The 20,562-nt window shown below is 44.2% G+C and carries 20 protein-coding genes and 1 pseudogene; 12 read left to right on the top strand and 9 right to left on the bottom strand.

Going from position 1 to position 20,562, the window contains the following annotated elements; translation table 11 throughout:
* Positions 1-161: 161 nt before the first annotated feature.
* The 5 genes from AB6E52_RS14830 to AB6E52_RS14810 all read left to right on the top strand — a co-directional run bounded on the left by AB6E52_RS14830 (position 162) and on the right by AB6E52_RS14810 (position 5,640).
* Entirely contained in the window at positions 162-1,046 is an 885-nt protein-coding gene (locus AB6E52_RS14830; protein WP_017070751.1) for a D-hexose-6-phosphate mutarotase, read from the top strand.
* 110 nt (positions 1,047-1,156) lie between these two features.
* The gene (gene rlmA, locus AB6E52_RS14825; RefSeq protein WP_017059384.1) at positions 1,157-1,972 is read left to right on the top strand and encodes a 23S rRNA (guanine(745)-N(1))-methyltransferase; all 816 of its coding nucleotides are present in this window, start codon (positions 1,157-1,159) and stop codon (positions 1,970-1,972) included.
* Between the two features lie 75 nt (positions 1,973-2,047).
* Positions 2,048-3,001, top strand: coding sequence for a ChaN family lipoprotein (locus AB6E52_RS14820; protein WP_102320045.1), 954 nt, complete (start codon positions 2,048-2,050; stop codon positions 2,999-3,001).
* 276 nt (positions 3,002-3,277) lie between these two features.
* Entirely contained in the window at positions 3,278-3,631 is a 354-nt protein-coding gene (locus AB6E52_RS14815) for a hypothetical protein (RefSeq protein WP_065584854.1), read from the top strand.
* Between the two features lie 122 nt (positions 3,632-3,753).
* The gene (locus AB6E52_RS14810) at positions 3,754-5,640 is read left to right on the top strand and encodes a BCCT family transporter (RefSeq protein ID WP_017063436.1); all 1,887 of its coding nucleotides are present in this window, start codon (positions 3,754-3,756) and stop codon (positions 5,638-5,640) included.
* 106 nt (positions 5,641-5,746) lie between these two features.
* Here AB6E52_RS14810 and AB6E52_RS14805 read toward each other — a convergent pair whose 3' ends face one another.
* Entirely contained in the window at positions 5,747-6,184 is a 438-nt protein-coding gene (locus AB6E52_RS14805; RefSeq protein WP_017059388.1) for a YcgN family cysteine cluster protein, read from the bottom strand.
* 159 nt (positions 6,185-6,343) lie between these two features.
* Between AB6E52_RS14805 and AB6E52_RS14800 the strand changes: the two genes are divergently transcribed.
* Positions 6,344-6,592 carry a YkgJ family cysteine cluster protein gene (locus AB6E52_RS14800; protein ID WP_017059389.1) on the top strand — a complete coding sequence of 83 codons (249 nt, stop codon included), beginning with the start codon at positions 6,344-6,346 and terminating at the stop codon, positions 6,590-6,592.
* 20 nt (positions 6,593-6,612) lie between these two features.
* Here the strand turns inward: AB6E52_RS14800 and AB6E52_RS14795 are convergent.
* Positions 6,613-6,954: pseudogene (locus tag AB6E52_RS14795) on the bottom strand (DDE-type integrase/transposase/recombinase); the annotation flags it as partial.
* 140 nt (positions 6,955-7,094) lie between these two features.
* Here AB6E52_RS14795 and AB6E52_RS14790 point away from each other — a divergent pair.
* From AB6E52_RS14790 to aqpZ, 5 genes are all read left to right on the top strand, one after another.
* Positions 7,095-8,060 carry a LacI family DNA-binding transcriptional regulator gene (locus AB6E52_RS14790; protein ID WP_017070321.1) on the top strand — a complete coding sequence of 322 codons (966 nt, stop codon included), beginning with the start codon at positions 7,095-7,097 and terminating at the stop codon, positions 8,058-8,060.
* A 68-nt stretch (positions 8,061-8,128) separates the two neighbouring features.
* The gene (locus AB6E52_RS14785; protein WP_102320046.1) at positions 8,129-9,862 is read left to right on the top strand and encodes an alpha-glucosidase; all 1,734 of its coding nucleotides are present in this window, start codon (positions 8,129-8,131) and stop codon (positions 9,860-9,862) included.
* Positions 9,863-9,921: 59 nt separating this feature from the next.
* The gene (locus AB6E52_RS14780) at positions 9,922-11,550 is read left to right on the top strand and encodes a PTS transporter subunit IIBC (RefSeq protein WP_102320047.1); all 1,629 of its coding nucleotides are present in this window, start codon (positions 9,922-9,924) and stop codon (positions 11,548-11,550) included.
* Positions 11,551-11,629: 79 nt separating this feature from the next.
* Entirely contained in the window at positions 11,630-12,436 is an 807-nt protein-coding gene (locus AB6E52_RS14775) for an endonuclease/exonuclease/phosphatase family protein (RefSeq protein WP_019823193.1), read from the top strand.
* Positions 12,437-12,678: 242 nt separating this feature from the next.
* Positions 12,679-13,368, top strand: coding sequence for an aquaporin Z (aqpZ, locus tag AB6E52_RS14770; protein WP_017070317.1), 690 nt, complete (start codon positions 12,679-12,681; stop codon positions 13,366-13,368).
* Between the two features lie 66 nt (positions 13,369-13,434).
* On the opposite strand, the gene recR is transcribed toward aqpZ, so the two are convergent.
* The 7 genes from recR to AB6E52_RS14735 all read right to left on the bottom strand — a co-directional run bounded on the left by recR (position 13,435) and on the right by AB6E52_RS14735 (position 19,384).
* Positions 13,435-14,034 carry a recombination mediator RecR gene (gene recR, locus AB6E52_RS14765; RefSeq protein ID WP_019823189.1) on the bottom strand — a complete coding sequence of 200 codons (600 nt, stop codon included), beginning with the start codon at positions 14,032-14,034 and terminating at the stop codon, positions 13,435-13,437.
* A 78-nt stretch (positions 14,035-14,112) separates the two neighbouring features.
* Entirely contained in the window at positions 14,113-14,442 is a 330-nt protein-coding gene (locus tag AB6E52_RS14760) for a YbaB/EbfC family nucleoid-associated protein (protein WP_017062338.1), read from the bottom strand.
* Between the two features lie 152 nt (positions 14,443-14,594).
* Positions 14,595-16,823 (bottom strand): DNA polymerase III subunit gamma/tau, encoded by a 2,229-nt coding sequence (gene dnaX / locus AB6E52_RS14755; protein ID WP_102320048.1) that lies wholly within the window; start codon positions 16,821-16,823, stop codon positions 14,595-14,597.
* Between the two features lie 18 nt (positions 16,824-16,841).
* Positions 16,842-17,387 carry an adenine phosphoribosyltransferase gene (gene apt / locus AB6E52_RS14750; protein WP_017062340.1) on the bottom strand — a complete coding sequence of 182 codons (546 nt, stop codon included), beginning with the start codon at positions 17,385-17,387 and terminating at the stop codon, positions 16,842-16,844.
* Positions 17,388-17,548: 161 nt separating this feature from the next.
* Positions 17,549-17,920, bottom strand: coding sequence for a YbaN family protein (locus tag AB6E52_RS14745; protein WP_029225617.1), 372 nt, complete (start codon positions 17,918-17,920; stop codon positions 17,549-17,551).
* 74 nt (positions 17,921-17,994) lie between these two features.
* Positions 17,995-18,132, bottom strand: a complete 138-nt coding sequence (locus AB6E52_RS14740; RefSeq protein ID WP_017067606.1) for a hypothetical protein — start codon at positions 18,130-18,132, stop codon at positions 17,995-17,997.
* Positions 18,133-18,280: 148 nt separating this feature from the next.
* Positions 18,281-19,384 carry a response regulator gene (locus AB6E52_RS14735; RefSeq protein WP_102320049.1) on the bottom strand — a complete coding sequence of 368 codons (1,104 nt, stop codon included), beginning with the start codon at positions 19,382-19,384 and terminating at the stop codon, positions 18,281-18,283.
* Between the two features lie 228 nt (positions 19,385-19,612).
* Here AB6E52_RS14735 and AB6E52_RS14730 point away from each other — a divergent pair, with 228 nt between their 5' ends.
* Entirely contained in the window at positions 19,613-20,488 is an 876-nt protein-coding gene (locus tag AB6E52_RS14730) for a LysR family transcriptional regulator (protein WP_017067604.1), read from the top strand.
* Positions 20,489-20,562: the final 74 nt, after the last annotated feature.

Below are 20,562 nucleotides of genomic sequence, written 5' to 3'. Positions count from 1 at the left end.
CTTTTTAATGCCTGCTATCTTTTAAACCGCGTCTGTCTAAGCTCATCAAGATAGCCCAAACGCAAAATTCAATTCTAATACTGACTCTGCTTGTTACTCATGAAAACACAAGCATCACTCTAGTCAGCATTTGAATTCAATTTCCTTAGAAGGATCATGTAATGGATTTATCTACTCTACCTGCACTGGCGGTACTTTCTGACAACGTCACTATCGTTGAACACGAAGGTGTAAAACTGGTTCGCGTTATCCACGATAAAGCAAACGCAGCGATTTCACTGTTTGGCGGCCATGTGGTGTCATTCCAACCGCAAGGTCAAGAAGACCTAATTTGGATGAGCCAACAAGCTAAGTTCGATGGTAAAACGGCTCTGCGTGGTGGTATTCCAGTATGTTGGCCTTGGTTTGGTCGCATTGCAGCACCAGCACATGGTTTTGCCCGTTCAAGTGAATGGCAATTGGTTGAACACCGTGAAAGCGAAGCTGGCGTGATTGTTAGCTTAGGTCTGAAGCCAAGCGAAGAGACGCTAGCAGTATGGCCTCATCAGTTTGATGCTCGCTTGAATGTTGAGATCGGCGAACAACTAAAAGTAACGCTGGACGTGAAGAACACTGATTCTCAGCCATGGACTTTCTCTGGTGCACTACACACTTACCTAAACGTTGGCGATATCCACAACACAACCACCACTGGTATGGGTGCTGAGTACATTGATAGCCTGCAAGGTGGCAAGATCTGCCAAGGTGGATCTGAACTGGTACTGACCGACACGATTGACCGCGTTTACACGCAACCAGAAGCGCAAATCTTTGTTGCTGACAAGAAGCTGGATCGCACGCTAACAGTTGAAAACCACGGTCATAACTCTGCAGTACTGTGGAACCCGTGGGCAGAAGGCGCTGCAAGTATGGGCGACATGCAAGACGACGGTTACCTAACCATGCTATGTGTTGAATCAACACTGCACGCACCAAGCCTAGAAGCCGGTAAAACGCTCCGGCCGGGTGAAAACCACCAACTGATCACTGTGATTAGTGCCCAATAACCGTATAAATACAGTTATAAAAACGATTTTTGAGCGGCTTTATGTCGCTCTTTTACTTTTTGGTTTTAGCTCGTTACACTTGCGCTGTCTATTCTCCTTTAGAGGTCTCCATGACTTACCAATGCCCTTTGTGTCACCAACCTTTATCTCAAAACGATCGTACGTTTAAGTGTGAAAAGAACCATCAGTTCGACCTAGCGAAAGAAGGCTACGTCAATTTGATGCCTGCGCACCACAAACGCTCAAAAGATCCAGGTGACAACAAAGAGATGATGCAGGCACGTCGTCGCTTCCTTGAAGGTAACCACTATGACCCAATGCGCCAAGCGGTGGTGACGTTGTGTTCTCGCTATCTACCAGAAGAGACGCCTAGCCTATTGGATATTGGTTGTGGCGAAGGTTATTACACCAACGAAATTGCTGTGAATCTTCAAGAAAAGAAAGGGGCTACTTTTGGCCTAGACATTTCTAAGATTGCTATCAAATACGCCGCTAAACGCTACCCTGCTGTCGACTTCTCAGTTGCATCAAGCCATCGCCTACCCTTTGCTGAAAACAGCTTAGACGGAATTCTACGCATTTACGCGCCTTGCAAGGCTGAAGAGTTACAACGCACCATCAAAGATAATGGTGTGGTGATCACCGTGACACCAGCTAGCCGACACCTGTATCAACTGCGTGATGCAATTTATGATGGCGTTCGCTTGCACGACGAAGATCCAGAAGTGATCGAAGGTTTTACGCTTGAGCATCAAGAGCAACTAAACTATATGATGGAACTATCGGGGTCAGATGCATTCGACCTGCTACAGATGACGCCGTTTGCTTGGAAGGCGAGTGAAGAGTTTAAACTACAACTCACCGAGGCAGAGCAATTCAACTGTGAAGCTGACTTTATGCTGCGAGTGTACCGCAAACAAATTTAATTGATATTGATTATCGTTTGCATTGAAATCTTATCTTGCCTCCTTTAGTATGCGTGTTCTTCAAGGAGGCATTTCATGCAACGTATTATTCTTATCGGATTAGCTACTCTTCTCACGGCTTGTGCTAGTCAACCTGCAAAAGACACTTCTCAAAAAGTGGCTCAAACGGAATCCGTTTCCACATTCTATGACTACCAGTTCGCTTCTCCACAAGGCGAAACACTTTCTCTCGATGCATTACCCGAGCAGCTGATTGACGCTGATGTGGTTCTAATTGGCGAATGGCACACGCATTCTGCCATTCACCGCTTCCAAACCGACTTCTTAAAAGCGCGCCGCAACGCAACATCAAACATTGCGCTTTCAATGGAACAGTTCACTCGAGAGCACCAAGCCACACTTGACCAATACTTAAACGGCGAAATTGGCGAACAAATTCTCATGTCTCAAGCGGCAGCTTGGCCAAATTACGAAAGTGATTACCGCGCGTTAGTTGAGTTCGCAAAAGCCAACGACGTCGATGTTATTGCGGCAAATGCACCAAAGCCATTCGTGCAGTGTATTGGCCGTAAAGGATTGCCTTACCTAGACCAATTATCGACCGAGCAACGCCAATGGATTGCTACCGAAGTGGATACTGGCGATAGCCCTTACAAAGAAAAGTTCATGGCTTCTATGCATCACGGTACGCCAGAGCAAACAGAAAAGCAGTTTGCCGCTCAGGTTACCTGGGACGAAACCATGGCTGAGTCGATTGTGGATTACCTAGCATCAAACCCTGATAAACAAGTGATTCACGTGGCTGGCAAGTTCCACACCGAGGGTGGTTTAGGGACGGCGGCATCAATTCTACGTCGTAACCCTGATTTAAAAATCGCCATCATCAGCCCGGTTGAAGCGATCTCATCGGATAGCGGTGATTATCAGCTTGAAGTGCTTTCGCCGCCGGCTCGCTTTGTAAAGAAAGAGAACCGAATGAAGGCATACAAGCATCTGTCAAAACGTAGCGCTAGCCTAGAGTGTGAGTAGGATCTGTTGATCCACTCTTCTAAGCTAAAGAGTCGATGGGCTAATCCTAGATAATTAGCCCATCGTCACAACTTGATCACGTTCCCGTCATTCATCCTAACTCTATCTAAAATCAAACATTCTTATCGGCACAAGACTTGCTTAGTAAATAGACGATTTAACCAAGCAGACGAAAATGTAATGTGCGAATAAAAAAACATCACTATCGATGATTAATTGCACAAGTTTTTCACACCTCTGCCGATACTATATTTAAGGATAGGTAAGGAGAGCTATATGACGCCAGTAGGAACGAGTAATACTCAGCTGTATTCGCCTTCGCAGATGAACGCTAAGAGTTCAGCTAACGAAGCTGAAAAGCCTACACCGCTTAAGGTTGAGCAAAATACGGTTAGGCTTTCTGATGAAGGCAAAGCACTCTTATCTGTCCTAAAAGAAATTGATAAAGAAGCGAAGAAAGTCGAAGCAGAAAACGCGACAGTTACCGATAAAGTTGAGTCATTCGCTCATGGTGCCTTGGGTATGGATCACCCAGATAAGATTGAAGAAGAAGATGATGGTTCTTATTCAGCGGGGCAATACCTGTCCGCAGCGGCAACCGTAGGCGGTATTCTTCTCGCACTCATTTAGCCTTGCCAACCTATCGTATTCTCTAGAATAAAAGCGATTTATCGTTACGACAATAGACCCGATTAGGTCTAAAAAACGAGTTCATTCCATAATTCCGCTCTCATTTTAATGGAATAATACTCGTGAAAAACACTTTTGAGCTTATCGATAAGCCAACCTTTTTTGGTGCTATAGCACTCCTACTCACGATAGTTTTCCCGCTCATTTTGTTCCCTGCACAGGGCGCAGACTGGATTGCGGTTGCGAAAACATTCATGACTGATCAACTCGGATTCCTGTATCTTGCTCTAGGTCTCGCAGCCTGTGCATTTATGGTGTACGTAGTATTCAGTGATATGGGACAAATTAAACTGGGCGAAGCTGATGAAGAGCCTGAGTTTAAAACTGCATCATGGGCTGCCATGCTATTTTGTGGCGGTATCGGTGCAAGTATCTTGTATTGGGGCTGTATTGAGTGGGCTTACTACTACCAATCACCGCCTTTCCAACTAGAACCTGGCAGTGAAGAAGCAGTACGCTGGGCTGCGACCTACGGCCTATTCCACTGGGGACCAATCGCATGGTCTATCTACCTAATCCCGGCAATTCCTATCGCTTACTTCTTCTACGTACGTAAACAACCTGTTCTAAAGATTTCAAGCGCATTAATGCCTGTTCTTGGTGAACACCGTAGTAAAGGCGTACCAGGAAAGATCGTTGATATCCTATTCATTTTCGGTCTATTAGGCGGCGCTGCAACAACATTAGGTTTAGCCGCTCCTCTGATCACTGAAGGTCTAAATCATCTATTTGGTCTACCTAAAAATAACCTAACGCAAGTGATGGTGCTTTTAGTGTGTACTGCGATTTTTGCTTACTCATCTTATGCTGGATTGGAAAAAGGCATCAAGATCCTAAGTAACATCAACTTCTGGGGTGCGATGGGTCTACTGGCTTTCGTTCTGATCGCGGGTCCAACAATCTTCATGTTAGAAACAGGCTTAGACTCAATTGGTCGTCTACTGTCTAACTTCTTCGTGATGGCAACGTGGGCTGAACCATTTGGTGGTTACGGTACATTCGAAAACACTCACTTCCCACAAGACTGGACGATTTTCTACTGGGCATGGTGGCTAGTATTTGCACCGAGTATGGGTCTGTTTGTTGCGCGTATCTCTCGCGGCAGAACCATCAAACAAATGGTGTCAGGGTCGATCTTCTTTGGTTCTCTAGGTTGTTTCCTGTTCTTCATGATCTTAGGTAACTACGGCCTATCACTGCAGCTTTCTGGTGAGCTAGATGTCGTTGCCATTTTGAATGCGGAAGGCGCAACCAAAGCTATCTTCTCGATGCTTGCACAATTGCCAATGAGCACGCTGGTTATCGCTGTATTTACAATGCTGTGTATCATTTTCACGGCAACAACATTTGACTCTATCTCATACATCCTAGCGTCTGTTGTACAAAATAACGTGACCGAAGAGCCAATGCGCTGGAACCGTATGTTCTGGGCATTTACTCTGTCGTTCTTACCAACGATTCTAATGTTCTTAGGCGGTCTAAGTACGCTACAAACGGCGGCGATTGTTGGTGGCTTACCACTGCTTGCTATCTCTGTGATGCTGATGATTTCAGCGGTTCGTGCGACTAACCTCGACCTACGCCATCAAGATGCGTATATCGAGCCAACGATCAACATCGAAGAACTGCCAGACATGGACCCTTGGTCTGCTGAAGGTATGGCGTTGGCTCAGTTTGAGAAAGAAAGAGATGCAGCACAAGAAGCCGCAGAACTTGAGCGTGTTGCTTACACAGAACTTGCCGCAGTGAAGAAAGAAATTCGCGCTTATGTGTTAGAACAAGGTTCACAAATGGAAACTCACGAGTTACCAGAGAACCTACAACAAGCACTTGAGCAGGCCGAGAGTAATCTTAGTGCCGCACAAGCGAAAAAGATCGAGTTATCTGAGCAAGCTCAGAATGCTCGTATCACGTTCAATCAGGTGGTTGCAGACTTACCGCTTGCTTGACATTAGCCATGACACAGTCCATTGATTTGGACCCTCCTAAATACGACAAAGGCTCACAGAAATGTGAGCCTTTTTTTTATTCGGGTGATTGACTAGTCTTCGTTAACTAGCGGTTCGGGTGGTTCAAGATGTGATCTTCCCAATCGACAACATCGATTTCGTATACCACTTTGTTACGAACGCTTTCACCTGCTGCATGCATCTCTGTTTTTGATCCGGTGATCAACGGGTGCCATTCAGGAATCGGCTTAGATTCTGATAAAAGGCGGTAAGCACAAGTGTCTGGTAGCCAGTGAAACTCATCGATCTTGTCACGAGTCAGCTTCAAACACTCTTCACCTGAAGTGAAGCGGTTCGGGTAATCTTTACACGAACATGTTTTGTCGTTTAACCAGCTACACGCCACATTGGTGTAGTAAACTTCATCGCTATCTTCATCCATTAGTTTATGTAGGCAGCACTTACCACAACCGTCGCAAAGTGATTCCCACTCATTCTCGGTCATCTGTTCTAGTGTCTTTTCTTGCCAAAATGGATTCGTCATAGGATTACTTCTTACTCTTTTACTGGGGTGCGTGTTATACCGCTAGCCCATAAAAAGTTCAAGGATAATAATTGTTCATTCTTTGATTCAATCAACAGCTGTCACTCTCATCATTTTTTGCTACTATCGCGCACCCTGTTATTTAGTGAGTTTAATTTGATGGAATGTCGCCTAGGTTGTGGAGCATGCTGTATCGCTCCAAGTATTACATCTGCTATTCCTGGAATGCCTAATGGTAAGCCTGCTGGGGTACGCTGCATCCAATTAAATGAGCAAGATCTCTGCAAATTATTTGGTCAACCTTCACGCCCGAAGGTATGTCACCAATTCAAAGCTTGCCCTGTCATTTGTGGTAAAACCGACCAAGAAGCCCTTGATAACCTGATCGAGTTAGAAGCTATTACCTAAGCGTATTAGCCCTTTTCTATATCCCAGCAATTTCTTTTCCTACTCATACTTTGCTTTAGGTTATAGGTGCTTATGAGGCCTCAATAGTCTTTCAAACAATACTGACTACCTCGCTATGAGTAATAACCGTTTCAGGAAACTCTCGGCGAAATAAAGCCATCGATAAGACATCACAGATCAATGAGGCCTTTATTCTCGTACCCATAAACCAACCAATAACTTGCCTTGAATAAAGGTCAATAATGGCAACTAATTATAGCCAATATTTGTTTGTAGCTACGTCGGTGATATCTCCTGCCCATTTTTAAATTAGCAGTCGTTGCACTGAAGACCTGAGCGAGCAAGGCCGTAACTACGGGTATTCAGTTCAGGTCAAGAAGTGGACAATATCTTATAAACTTGAAGTACTATGTGTATATCATCAGGTAGCGTTTTTATTTACTTTGTTGTCAGCCAATATATTGGATAATATGGCAATAATACATTATGGAAGGAAAATGTGATGAGTAAAAAAATGACCATGGCGGAGATTTCAAGACAGCTTGGAATTTCAACAATGACCGTGTCACGTTACTTTAATGACGGTTATGTCTCGGCTGAAAATCGCCTTAAAATTGATGCTATCGTCAAAGAAAATCATTATACCCCTAATATATTTGCTCGTTCCATTCGTAGCCAATCTAATATTATTGGTTTCGTTGCTCCTCGCATTGAGTCATATACAACTAGTTTAGTAATCAAAGGGGCACTGGCGGCTGCCAATGAATCACAAGTACGAATGCTTTTTCATGCCTCAGGGTTTAACCATGAGTCAGAATGCCAAGCTGTGAGAGAGTTTAATGGCTTAAATGCATTGGGCACTATTATTATTGCTTCAAAGCACAGTGTCGAAGAGACGTTTTATCAAACCTTAGACAATGTGTTATTTATTGGTAAAAACACCCCCCACCATTGCTGTTTATATTACCCCGACCATGCTGCAATTAAAGCACTCGTTTCCCAAACCATCACTCAGTTAAAACAACAGCAGGCACCGCTGGCAGCCGTACATTATATTTATGATGAGCGTATGCTTTCCAGCCGTACTAAGTTGATGCAAGCCACCATTACTGACACCGTCCCTGAGTTGAATTTTTCACTACAAGCTCTAGCCAACTCGGAGGACAAAGCCGGCTACCAGGCAATTCAATTACAGCCTAATCATGTCTACTTTTGTGCCACCGATAATATTGCTATTCGTTTATATCGTCGCGCCAAAGAACAGCAACTCAAGATTGGTCATAACTTATGGATTGTAGGCATGGGTGACTATGACTACAGCGATTTGTTAGTCCCAAGCCTGACTACTGTCGCTTTTAACTACTATCAAGTGGGCTACCAAGCTGTCAAAAAATTGCTCAAGCGCGATTTCAGTTCCGTTGAAGGCACATTCGACATAAGAATGAGAGAAAGTTCACAGTTTCTCTGAAATTGTATTGAGTCCAAATAGGTTCCATTTAACACTATGTGTTAACGATAACACACATAGTATAACCGATGACACTCGCTAATAATCTACACTCAAAACCACTCGCGTGGTGGAAGAAAGCAACTGCCTACCAAATTTATCCCCGTAGTTTTTATGATACAAACCAGGACGGTATTGGTGACATCAATGGGATCATTGCTAAGCTAGATTATCTTGCTGATTTGGGCATTGATTTAATATGGATCTGCCCATTCTACGCATCACCGAATGATGATAACGGTTACGATATCAGTGACTATCAAGCGATTCATCCTGACTTTGGAACCCTTGAGGATGTGGATAAATTAATCACTGCTGCTCATGAACGTGGCATTCGCATTATTATGGATTTAGTGATAAACCACACTAGCGATGAGCATCCATGGTTCATCGAATCGCGAGATAACAAAGATAGCCCTAAGCGTGATTGGTATATTTGGCGTGATGGTTGTGAGCCTACAGCTGAAAAGCCGACTTGCGAACCAAATAACTGGGAAAGTATTTTTCATGGTAGTGCATGGGAATATGATGACAAAACTGCACAATATTATTTGCACCTATTTTCTAAAAAACAGCCAGATCTTAATTGGGAAAACCCTGAAGTTAAACAAGCACTATTTAAAATGATTCATTGGTGGTTGGAACGAGGTATTGATGGTTTCCGTGTCGATGCAATTAGCCATATTCAAAAACAAGCTGGTTTACCCTCTTTACCCAATCCAAAGGGTGAAAACTATGTCTCTTCATTCGATTATCATATGAATGTGGCAGGGATTGAAAAACATCTGTATGAGTTAAAAGAGCAGGCGTTTTCGCCTTTTGATATCGTGACCGTTGGTGAGGCCAATGGGGTGACGGCCGACAACGCATTGCCTTGGGTTGCTGAAGCGACCGAGCACGATCAAGGTGGTGTTTTTAACATGATTTTTCAGTTTGAACACATGAAGCTATGGTCGGAAGAACAAAGCAACGAGAATTTCGATCTCGTGGCGTTCAAACGCATTTTATCGCGTTGGCAAGATGCCTTAGAAGGTAAAGGCTGGAATGCGCTTTATTTAGAAAACCACGATCAAGCTCGTAGTATTGATACTTTTGCCGATCCTAACTCTAGGTATGCCAGTGCTACCGCGTTAGCGAGTTGTTATTTCTTGATGAAAGGAACTCCATTTATTTATCAGGGCCAAGAGATTGGTATGGTAAATCATCAGTTTACTTCTCTTGACGAATTTAACGATGTGTCTGCGAGAAATTTAATTCAAAAGCTATCGCAACAAGGTCAGAGCGATGCCGATATCTTAGCCTTGTTAAATCAAGTATCCCGCGACCACAGTCGCTTGCCAATGCAATGGAATGACCAGGATTTTGCCGGTTTTTCTGAGGTGCAACCTTGGTTCTCGGTGAATCAACAGTATGCAGATATCAATGTTGAGCAACAACAGCAAGATCCAAATTCGATCTTAGGTTTCTATAAGCAGTTGATTGCTTTGCGTAAGTCACATGAAAGCTTAGTGGTTGGCCGTTATCAATTACTGCTAGCTAACGATCCTAATATCTATGTTTATCAACGTGTTGCTCAAGATATGACATGGACCATTATTACCAATTTAAGTCCACAAGAGAGCGTTGTTGATATCGACTGCACCCAATTAGGCGAGTTAATGCTTGATAATCAGAATATTAACAATGAACACGTTCGCTCAGATTTTATAACAACGCAAATAGCCCCCGCTTATGCCGCGTATATATTTGCAAGAAAGCACTAAATTATATTTATGGCTAGGCGCTGATAACGTTAGCCTGTATTTAAATCAAGGAACTATTTATGAGTAAGTTACTATCGTTTGATTTTTGGCAACGATTTGGGAAGTCCCTTATCGTTGTTATCGCGGTGATGCCTGCCGCTGGTATCATGATATCACTAGGTAAAGTGGTCGCAATGTATGCGGGTGGGTTTGGTGCCATTGAAACACTAGGCGCTATAATGGAAAACATAGGTTGGGGGATCATTGTTAACCTTCACCTATTATTTGCGGTCGCGATTGGTGGCTCGTGGGCAAAAGAGCGTGCAGGTGGCGCATTTGCCGCGCTAATTGCCTTCATCTTAATCAACCGTATCACTGGGGTTATATTGGGCGTGGATAACGCTATGCTCAGTGACCCAGAAGCGGTTGTGATGAGCCTATTTGGTTCTGAGTTACCTGTCTCTCAATTCTTCACGAATATTTTGGGTGCTCCTGCCCTAAATATGGGTGTGTTTATCGGTATTATGTCTGGCTATTTAGGTGCCAACTTATTTAACCGCTATCATGACTTCGCTCGCTTACCTCAGGCATTAGCATTTTTCAACGGTAAGCGTTTTGTACCTTTTGTTGTTATTTTCTATTCGCTGATTATTGCGTTTGGTTTATCTGTAATATGGCCTTTAATTCAAGGTACGCTTAATGATTTTGGTCAATGGATTGCTACCTCTAAAGACACTGCGCCGATCACTGCTCCTTTCTTGTATGGTACGTTAGAGCGTTTATTACTGCCATTTGGTTTACACCACACTTTAACTATTCCAATGAATTACACCGAGTTGGGTGGTACTTATGAGCTTTTGACTGGGATGAATGCGGGCTCAAGTGTTTATGGTCAAGATCCATTATGGCTTGCTTGGGTCAGCGATTTAAATAATCTTAAATTAAGCGATCCGACAACTTACCAACACCTGTTAGATACGGTGCACCCAGCACGCTTTAAAGCAGGCCAAGTTATTATCGCAGCCTCTTCATTGATTGGCATTGGACTTGCGATGTATCACTGTGTTGATAGTGATAAGCGCGCACAATATAAGCCAATGTTCTTATCTGCCTGTCTTGCTGTGTTATTAACCGGTGTGACTGAGCCTATTGAATTCATGTTTATGTTTATCGCTCCCGTTTTGTATGTTGCACATGCTGTGTTAACAGGAGTTGCATTTGCGTTGGTCGATGTGATGGACCTACGTGTACATGCCTTTGGTTTGATTGAGTTACTCACTCGTATACCTATGATGGTTTCAGCGGGCATCGGTGGTGATCTGGTTCGCTTTGCATTAGTTTCTATTGTTTTCTTTGTGGTTAACTATGGATTGTTCCGCTTCCTAATCGTGAAATTGAAGTTACCAACACCGGGTCGTATGGGTAACTACCTGGATGAAAGCTCAGAATCGATGTCAGAAGATGAGAAGATGAACATTATTATTCAGAATTTAGGTGGCCGTGCCAATATTGCTGAGATTGATGCTTGTATGACTCGCTTGCGTATTACAGTTAATGATCCAAAGTTGGTTGCTGAATATGCGTCATGGAAGCCGACAGGGGCTCTTGGTGCTGTGATTAAAGAACAGGGTGTACAAGTTATTTATGGCCCTGGGGTGGATGTTATTAAATCTAAGTTAATAGAGAAATATTCAGTACAACCTGCGTAATTCTTTTTAGATCAAATAACCTCGAGAAACGCAGCCGTGCGCTGCGTTTTATCTCACTAGAATAAATAAGTGAATAATAATGAAGTTAATGACACTAAATACCCACAGTTGGCAAGAAGAAAAACAGCTAGAAAAGTTAGATGTGGTCGCGCAAGCCATTATCGAGCAAGGGTGCGATGTGGTTGCATTACAGGAAGTGAATCAACATCAAGATAGCCCGGCCGTTGATGCCAATATATTAACCAATCACACTGTGTTGGCGAATAACTATGGTTATTTATTACAGAAAAAACTCATGGAATACGGTCATCACTACCAACTTACGTGGGATTTCGTTCATCAAAGTTATGAAGTATATCAAGAGGGGCTCTCATTTTTAACGCGACTACCGATTGTCGAACATGAGGTCATTGATTTAAGTGATAACTATGATGTGAGCTTTTGGAAACATCGGCGAGCAGTGCGTATTAAAGTGACCTCTCAACAGGGTGATTTTAATCTTTATAATTGTCATTGTGGCTGGTGGAATGACTCAGAGAACTCATTTGAGGATCAGTTCGACCGAATCAAGGCAACTTTACCAACAGAGTTGAGCTTTCTATTAGGCGATTTCAACAACCCAAGCCATATACGTAATGAAGGCTATGATTACGTATTACAACGCGGTTTGATGGATTGTTATGAAGTTGCTGAAATCAAAGATGATGGAACCACTGTCATTAAAAACATTGATGGTTGGGAGCAAAATAGCCAAGCGTTACGCATTGATTTAGTACTTAGTAATCAGCCTGTAGTGGTAAAGCAGCATAAGGTGATTTTTAATCACGATTTTTATCCGGTTGTATCAGATCACTTTGGGGTGTTGGTAGAAGTAGAACTTACTTAATTTTTATCAACTCATCGTAGTTTAAATAAAAAGAATACTGACACAAATACGGCTAATTATCAGGTCACTCTTACTTGCTAAAATAGCGATAGAATACGACTGACCTTAACGATCTTTAGTGCGAGTTCGAAGTGATTACATAAGATTCTCTGTTCTTTCTTTCAACTATATACACAAGATTTCTCACTTCTGCGAAATCTAAACTATCTTATTGATACTGGTAAAGATTAATAAGGATAGTTATGAATAAGTATATCGCAGAAATGTTCGGTACGTTTTGGTTGGTGTTAGGCGGTTGTGGTAGTGCCGTCTTAGCCGCGGCTTTCCCTGATGTGGGAATTGGTCTACTCGGAGTTTCCCTTGCCTTTGGTTTAACCGTACTCACTATGGCTTTCGCTATTGGTCATATATCCGGTTGCCACCTCAACCCTGCTGTCACCATCGGTCTATGGAGTGGTGGTCGCTTTGATGGCAAGGATGTTGCGCCTTATATTATTGCCCAAGTGATTGGCGGTATTATCGCGGGCGGCGTGCTATTTGTGATTGCTTCAGGCCAAGCTGGCTTTGATGCAGCTGCCTCTGGCTTTGCTTCCAATGGTTATGGTGAACACTCACCGGGCGGCTATTCACTTACCGCTGCACTGGTCTGTGAAGTGGTCATGACCATGGTATTCCTATTCGTGATCATGGGCGCAACTGATTCAAAAGCGCCTGCTGGGTTTGCACCCATTGCGATTGGTCTCTGTTTGACCTTGATTCACCTTATCAGTATTCCTGTAACCAACACCTCTGTGAACCCTGCTCGAAGTACCGGCGTGGCTGTATTTGTCGGTGATTGGGCCGTTTCGCAATTGTGGCTATTCTGGGTTGCACCGATTATTGGTGCCGTGATTGGCGCGATGATATACAAAGCGGTGAGAGGTTCAGATTAAGCGCTGAAAAACGTCTAAAGCAATAAAAGAAAAAGCCGCTTAGTGATGCTTCACCAAGCGGCTTTTTTAGATCTTATGACGACCGAGTAAGGAGTGCGAAAGCGTGGTGCCATCCACCAGCTCTAGCTCACCACCAACGGGAACACCATGAGCGATACGGCTAGCGTTCACTTCATGGGCATTACATAGCTCAGCAATGTAGTGCGCTGTCGCTTCCCCTTCAACTGTTGGGTTAGTCGCTAGGATTACTTCAGAGATATCACCACGACGCAGGCGGTAGTCCAAAACATCGAGACCGATGTCACTTGGACCAATACCATCAAGTGGTGAAAGGTGGCCCATCAATACAAAGTAACGGCCTGAATATTGGCCAGTCGCTTCTATTGCTGCAATGTCTGCAGGGCTTTCTACTACACAGATTTGACCATTTTCCTGACGTTTAGGATTGGTACAAATGTGGCAAGTATCTTCTTCAGTAAAAGTACGGCACTCATTACAGTGACCAATTTCGGTCATTGCTTGGCTAAGAGCTTCAGCCAATTGTAGGCCGCCTTTTCTATCGCGCTGTAACAAATGAAAGGCCATACGCTGCGCCGACTTGGGGCCAACCCCAGGTAGACAACGTAAGGCCTCCATCAAATGCTCCAGCATATGACTGGTACGCATATTTAACCGTTCTAATGTTCAAGTAATAGCCTGTTCAACACAAACCACCACCTGAATTAACCTTTAAGAATAAGTTACTTAGAAAGGCATCTTCATACCTGGTGGAAGTTGCATTCCGCCAGTTACGCTAGCCATTTTCTCTTTTTGAGTTTCTTCAACGCGACGAGCCGCATCGTTGAAAGCAGCAGCGATAAGATCTTCAAGCATCTCTTTATCGTCTTCCATTAGGCTTTCATCGATATCAACACGGCGAACGCTGTGGCTACCAGTGATCGTTACTTTTACAAGGCCAGCACCTGACTCACCTGTAACTTCCATATTTGCGATTTCTTCTTGAAGCTTTTGCATGCGCTCTTGCATTTGCTGGGCTTGCTTCATCATGTTGCCCATACCGCCTTTACCAAACATGTTAATACTCTCTGGTCTAATTGGTTTATTAAAATTAATTAAGCTATACGAGCTTAAATGGGGGTTAAAACAGTGTGATTCAACCCCTCGATGTTCAGTTCTCAGATTTGCTTATCTGGGATGATATGCCGGTCACTAAACAAGAAAACGTTCTAGATAGGACGAACGCTGTCTCTGTCGAGTTCAGCGGCAAAACGTCTTTCAATGAACTGTACGTTGGCATCGTTTTCTAAAGCGGTAAACGCGTCTTTCAACTTACCTTGGTACAACCTTTCTCGTAATTCTAGCGGCGTTTCTCCACCATCACCGATTTCAACACTCAAATGACACTCTTCTCCAAGCACAGTATTGAGAGACTGCAATAATTCACTCTGTGCACGGTCCGTATTCAAGTGAGCTTGGCTCGCTCTTAACGTTAAAGTGATTGATGTGTCGTTTTTAGCAAACACTGAGTTCAATGCTAACTGTTCAACAAGCTTGGCTGTCTCTAGCTTTTGAATCGTGGCGGACCATTCATCTTGAGCAATCGACTCTTGAAGCAATTTGTCGACCATTTCTGGTGTCTTAATATGCTCTAACGCACGCTTGATCTGAGTAGGTGTAAGCTCTTTGCTCACCTCTTTCACTACAGGTTTAGACGGTTTCCAGCGATAAGGTTCATTATCGTTGGTCACATTTTCTGTCGAAGAGGCTGATAAAGAAGCTGGCGACACCCGCTCAGAACCACCGTGTTGCTGAGCAACTCGATCAAGTACTGAAGTTTTAGCTGGTGTCGCTTTAGCCTTTTTTGGCGCCGAGCCTTTGTTTTCTGTTGCCGCGCTGCCTCTACGTTGAGAACGTAATTGGTGGCGTAAACCACTCACAGGCGAAGTTGCACGCGCCGGCTGCTCTTGCGGAGCAGAAGGTGCAACGCTTGGCTGTTGAACCGGGCTCTGGTTTTGATAATTCGTTTGTTGCTGCTGAGGCTGATCTGCACCGTAGCTTGGACGCTCATCATAAGCAGGAGGCGCGTCATACTGGCTATGCGGGTAATCCTGTTCTGGATAACCTTGGTTACCTGAATGATCAGCGTAACCTTGCGAATCTGAATACTGTGCTGGATTCTGCTGCGGAGCCTGTTGCACCGGTTGCTGCTGCATAGCTTGCTGTTGAGGCGCCTGTTGTTGCATCTGAGGCTGTCTCGGAGCTGCCATTGGCGCAGGTTGACTCACTGACTGAGCAACGTTCTGAGCTTGAGCTGCTGGAACTGGCGCTGGGCTTGCCGACTGAGTCGAGATTGCAGTAGCAACCGCTTGTTCAGCAGGTCTAAAGGCCAACATGCGTAAAACTACCATCTCAATACCAACACGAGCAGTTGGCGATAACGGTAAGTCTTCACGACCTTTCAATACGATCTGGTAGTAAAGCTGAATGTCTTGAGGGCTTAGTGCCTTACTCAACAGTTCAAGCTTCTCAGCGTCAGGCTGTGCCTTATCTAGTGTAGATGGCAAAGCTTGGAACATCGCAAGACGATGCAGTTGAGTCGCAAGCTGATTCAGCAAACCGTCCCACTCAACACCGTTCTCAGCAAGGCTTTGGATACACGCCATCGCTTGTTGCGGCTGCTTACTGCTAATCGCTTCAAGCAAGTGGATAGCTTGGTCGGTATCCAGTGTCCCAAGCATATGAGCAACAGTATCTGTTACGACATTGCCGTTACCTAATGCGATAGCTTGGTCTGTAAGGCTTAGTGCATCACGCATACTGCCATCAGCAGCATGAGCAATCATTCCAAGCGCACGAGACTCAGACGTCACATCTTCTTGTTCAAGAATATGATCGAGCTGCTCGTGAATATTATCAACGCTGATCGGCTTAAGGTGGAACTGCAAACAACGCGACAAGATAGTCACTGGAAGCTTCTGTGGATCCGTTGTTGCGAGCAAGAATTTCACATACTCAGGCGGCTCTTCTAAGGTCTTTAGAAGCGCATTAAAGCTGTGCCTAGAAAGCATGTGGACTTCATCGATTAGGTAAACCTTGAAGCGACCACGTGCAGGCTTGTACTGAACATTGTCCAGAAGCTCGCGGGTATCTTCTACCTTAGTACGTGATGCCGCATCAATCTCAAGTAGGTCAACAAAGCGACCTTCATCGATTTCTTTACAGGTTGCACATTCACCACAAGGTGTTGAGGTAATGCCTGTTTCACAGTTGAGCCCTTTAGCAAACAAACGGCCGATGGTCGTTTTACCGACACCTCGTGTACCGCTGAACAGGTATGCATGGTGCAACCTGTTCTGGCTAAGGGCATTCTCTAATGCTGTTAAAACATGGGCTTGACCAACCACTTCTTTGAATTTGGTTGGTCGCCATTTTCGCGCTAACGCAAGATAGCTCATGAATAATTCCGAAAAGGATTAGTGACCGTCGAATTCGCAGATGCTAAACACTTCTAGACCTAAGCCTTGTAAGCGCTTGTCACCACCGATTTCTGGAAGGTTAATAACAAATGCAGCGTGTTCTACCACACCACCAAGCTGACGAATCAACTTTGTTGTTGCTTCAATCGTACCGCCCGTTGCTAGCAAATCATCAACCATCAACACTTTATCGCCTTCAACGATAGCATCAGTATGGATTTCTAGAGTGTCGGTGCCGTACTCAAGCTCATAAGATTGTGCCACAGTTTGACGAGGCAGCTTGCCCGGCTTACGAACAGGAATGAAGCCAACACCTAGCTCAAGTGCCAAAGGCGCACCAAATAGGAAACCACGAGCTTCAGTACCAACGATCTTAGTAAAGCCCATGTCCTTGTATGTTTCCGCTAGCAGGTCGATAGTCGCTTTGTAAGCTACTGGATCTTCCATCAAGCTTGTTACGTCACGGAACAAAATACCCGCTTTAGGGTAATCAGGAATGCTTTTGATGCTTGCTTTGATCAGAGAGATTTTTTCTGTGTTCATAATCTTATGCACTTCATTAGGCCGCTTTCCAAACTCTCGTTAACGAATCAAACATCAACGCTCGGAATTAAGGAAAGGTACGATTGGTATTCATTGCAACGAGAGTCATAACTCTGATTGCTGAAATAATAAACGCCCGCTATACAAGCAGGCACACTGGCTTAATGGTAGTGATTTTCTTTGCTGTCAGCAACCAACTCATGGGTTGGAAGTCGCATAAACCATGTGAGAAGAATAACAAGTACACAAATTAGGAAAGCCTTGACCCAAATGATAGGGGCAAAGTAGATGGATAACGCAAAACTCAACAAGATAAAGAATACGCCACGCGTTTTAACTTGTTTGGTGACGGCACCGTGTTGATACCAATTGTTCAGCAAAGGACCCAGCGTTTTGTGCTCATGCATCCATTTATGAACTTTCGGATTGCTTCGCATGAAGCATGCGCTGGCAAGAAGGAGAAAAGGAGTGGTTGGCAGAACGGGCAAAACTATCCCTAGAACTGCGAGAAATATACAAAGGCCACCAGCAATATTGAGGCTTAAAACTCGAACGCTAATTGTGGCCTCCTTGAGTTAGCTATCACCAATCGGCGACGACAGCTTAACTAGAATGTTGCGTAACCATTGAATACGCGGATCAACGTAAGTGTTGCTGGTAGCAATGGAATCATTAAAAATGCGGCTAAAAATCCTAAAAAGTAGAATACATTAAACGGGTCTTGAAAGTCTTTGTTATCTGCCATGATTGCTTCTTGTTTTTGTTAGTGAAGGTAAGTATCCGGCGAACCAAACCCGCTTTGCTAAATCGACATTTAACAAAAAAGGCATAGCCACACCATTTGCGCAACTATACCTTAATCAATTATTCACAAAAACCGAGGAAATATAGGGTTAATCAGTAGACCCTTGGTGTATGTCTAAACTAAAACTTGCCGCTCCAAGTAGGCTCAACGACAGTTGGCAGCCCTGTTCGATCGGAAGGTCCCGCGTAATAAAGTTCTTCTTGCAGTTCTCACCCAAGCGCTCACCTGCTGCAATATATTGATTCAATTCACCATTCGACCATTGCCCGTCTAGACCCGCAGGCAAAATGGAGATGGTTCCCTCGGCAAGGTCAGCAACACCAAACAAGGCATTCACTGGGGTGGAGCATTTAGAGCAACGAATCCCCTTCTCTAAGATTTCAGCAATATCTTTGAGATCAACATTAAAATCTTTTCTGTTTCTTATGTAATCGTGGAACAGCGCTCTCACTAACAATGTTGTCGCGGAGCCGCCATTATCAGACGACGATGAGTCGACGAGGTAAAAAGCAAACTGCCCGTTCATCATCCACGCATAGTCAAACACAAGTGGCATCATCTCTGTTGATTGCAGTAACCGGTAACTGCAACGCCATGAGCCTTGTCGCGTATCTTTCTCTGGAAGCAGCGCATGCAGTAAGTCTTTTGCTGCGCTTGGGTTATCTTGAAGGTAATTCAGGTGCCAATGCAGTTCTTGGTCTTCAGGGATCTCTCCCCCATCATCCACACAGAACCATTGGCTCGAAAAATCTCGTTGGTCTGAAATGTTATCGAACGAATCTGTCAATGTATTCGCAATCGCACTTCCTAGGTGACGGTGATCCTCTAACGGCTTCGCCAAGAAGTCTTTAATACCAAATCGCAAGGCTTTCGCCACGTCAGACATATCATCAGTGCCAGACACAACGATCATAGGCAGTGACGGGTACTCTAAACTGATCTCTTCCACAAGCTCTATGCCATCAAGTATTGGCATTGATAAGTCACACACAATTAAATCTGGCGCTGAGTCTCTAAGTTTCTGCAAAGCGTCCAGTCCATTTTCAGCCTCAACCACTTTATAACCCACCTTGTCTAGGTACGCGCTGGTTATACGGCGAAAAATAGGATCATCATCAACCAACATCACGCATTTTTGGTTAATTACTTCCTGAGCCGAGGTCATTACTGGCTGACTGTGAGTTTTGTACATAATCTATAACCTCACAAAACTAAGTCGAATTATTATTGTTATCTGTTCTAAGAACTAATATAAAACTTAGTAATAAAATGCTAAATACACAAATTTGCACTCTTTGCTGGTAATTCGTGACGAGGGTTGGAATACTTGTAAATAGTGCAACGAGTTGACGTAACGCAAACATTGATCTCACTGTTACGTATAAATTAGATGAGATTGTAAACAAATGTGTCTGGATTTATGAAATTAGATGATTTAAACCTCTTTCGACTCGTCGTTGAAAATGGGAGCTACACCGCAACATCGCGCAAGACTATGATTCCGGTTGCGACCATCACACGACGCATCCAAGCCTTAGAAGATTCTTTGAACCTTAGGCTTCTCAATAGACACGCGCGTAAACTTTCTTTAACAGAGGCAGGCGAACGTTTCTTCAATGAATGCTCTCCGCTATTGCAACGTCTCTCTTCTACTGCAGAAGAGTTAACTGACGTGTGCAAAGGCGCTTCCGGTAAGATTCGTATTACGGCACCCTCAAACCTGACCAAGCGCATGATGATGCCAATGTTCAGTGAATTCATGACTCAATACCCTGATATCAATATTGAGCTGATGATGAACAACCAAGCGGATCAGCTGGATCCAACGGAGTGGGACGTAATTTTCCGTGTCGGCCCGCAGCGTGATTCAAGCCTAATCGCTCGAAAAATCAGTGAAGTCAAAGATATTCTTATCGCGAGCCCTGAATACTTAGCGAAGAACCCAGCTCCAAGCCATGCTGAAGAGCTAGCGAACCATTCGCTACTCAAAGGCTACCCGCTAATTAAGTGGCAGCTGAGTAATTCGAATGAAGAGACGGTGGTAAATAGCGAGAAAGGCCGTTTCAACGCTAACGCGCTTAATGTCGTGAGACAAGCGTGCTCAGAAGGCCTAGGTATCACCCTAATGCCTGACGTGATGATTCGTGAATACATTGAAGATGGCAGCTTAGTGCAAGTCTTAGAAGACTGGAGCGCTAACCCTCGTGATATCTACATGCTTTATAACCACAAAGATCATCTACCAGAGAAAGTGAGATTGTTTATTGATTTTGTGATCGCGTACCACATTCATTAAGGTCAATCCCCTTCTCTATAATCGAGTAGGAGGAGGCCTCACGGCCTCCGTCCTCTCACACCACCGTACAAGCG

The sequence above is a fragment of the Vibrio sp. 10N.247.311.13 genome, from assembly GCF_041467595.1.
GTDB classification, from domain to species: domain Bacteria; phylum Pseudomonadota; class Gammaproteobacteria; order Enterobacterales; family Vibrionaceae; genus Vibrio; species Vibrio crassostreae_C.
This window is presented reverse-complemented; position numbering and strand designations above follow the sequence as displayed.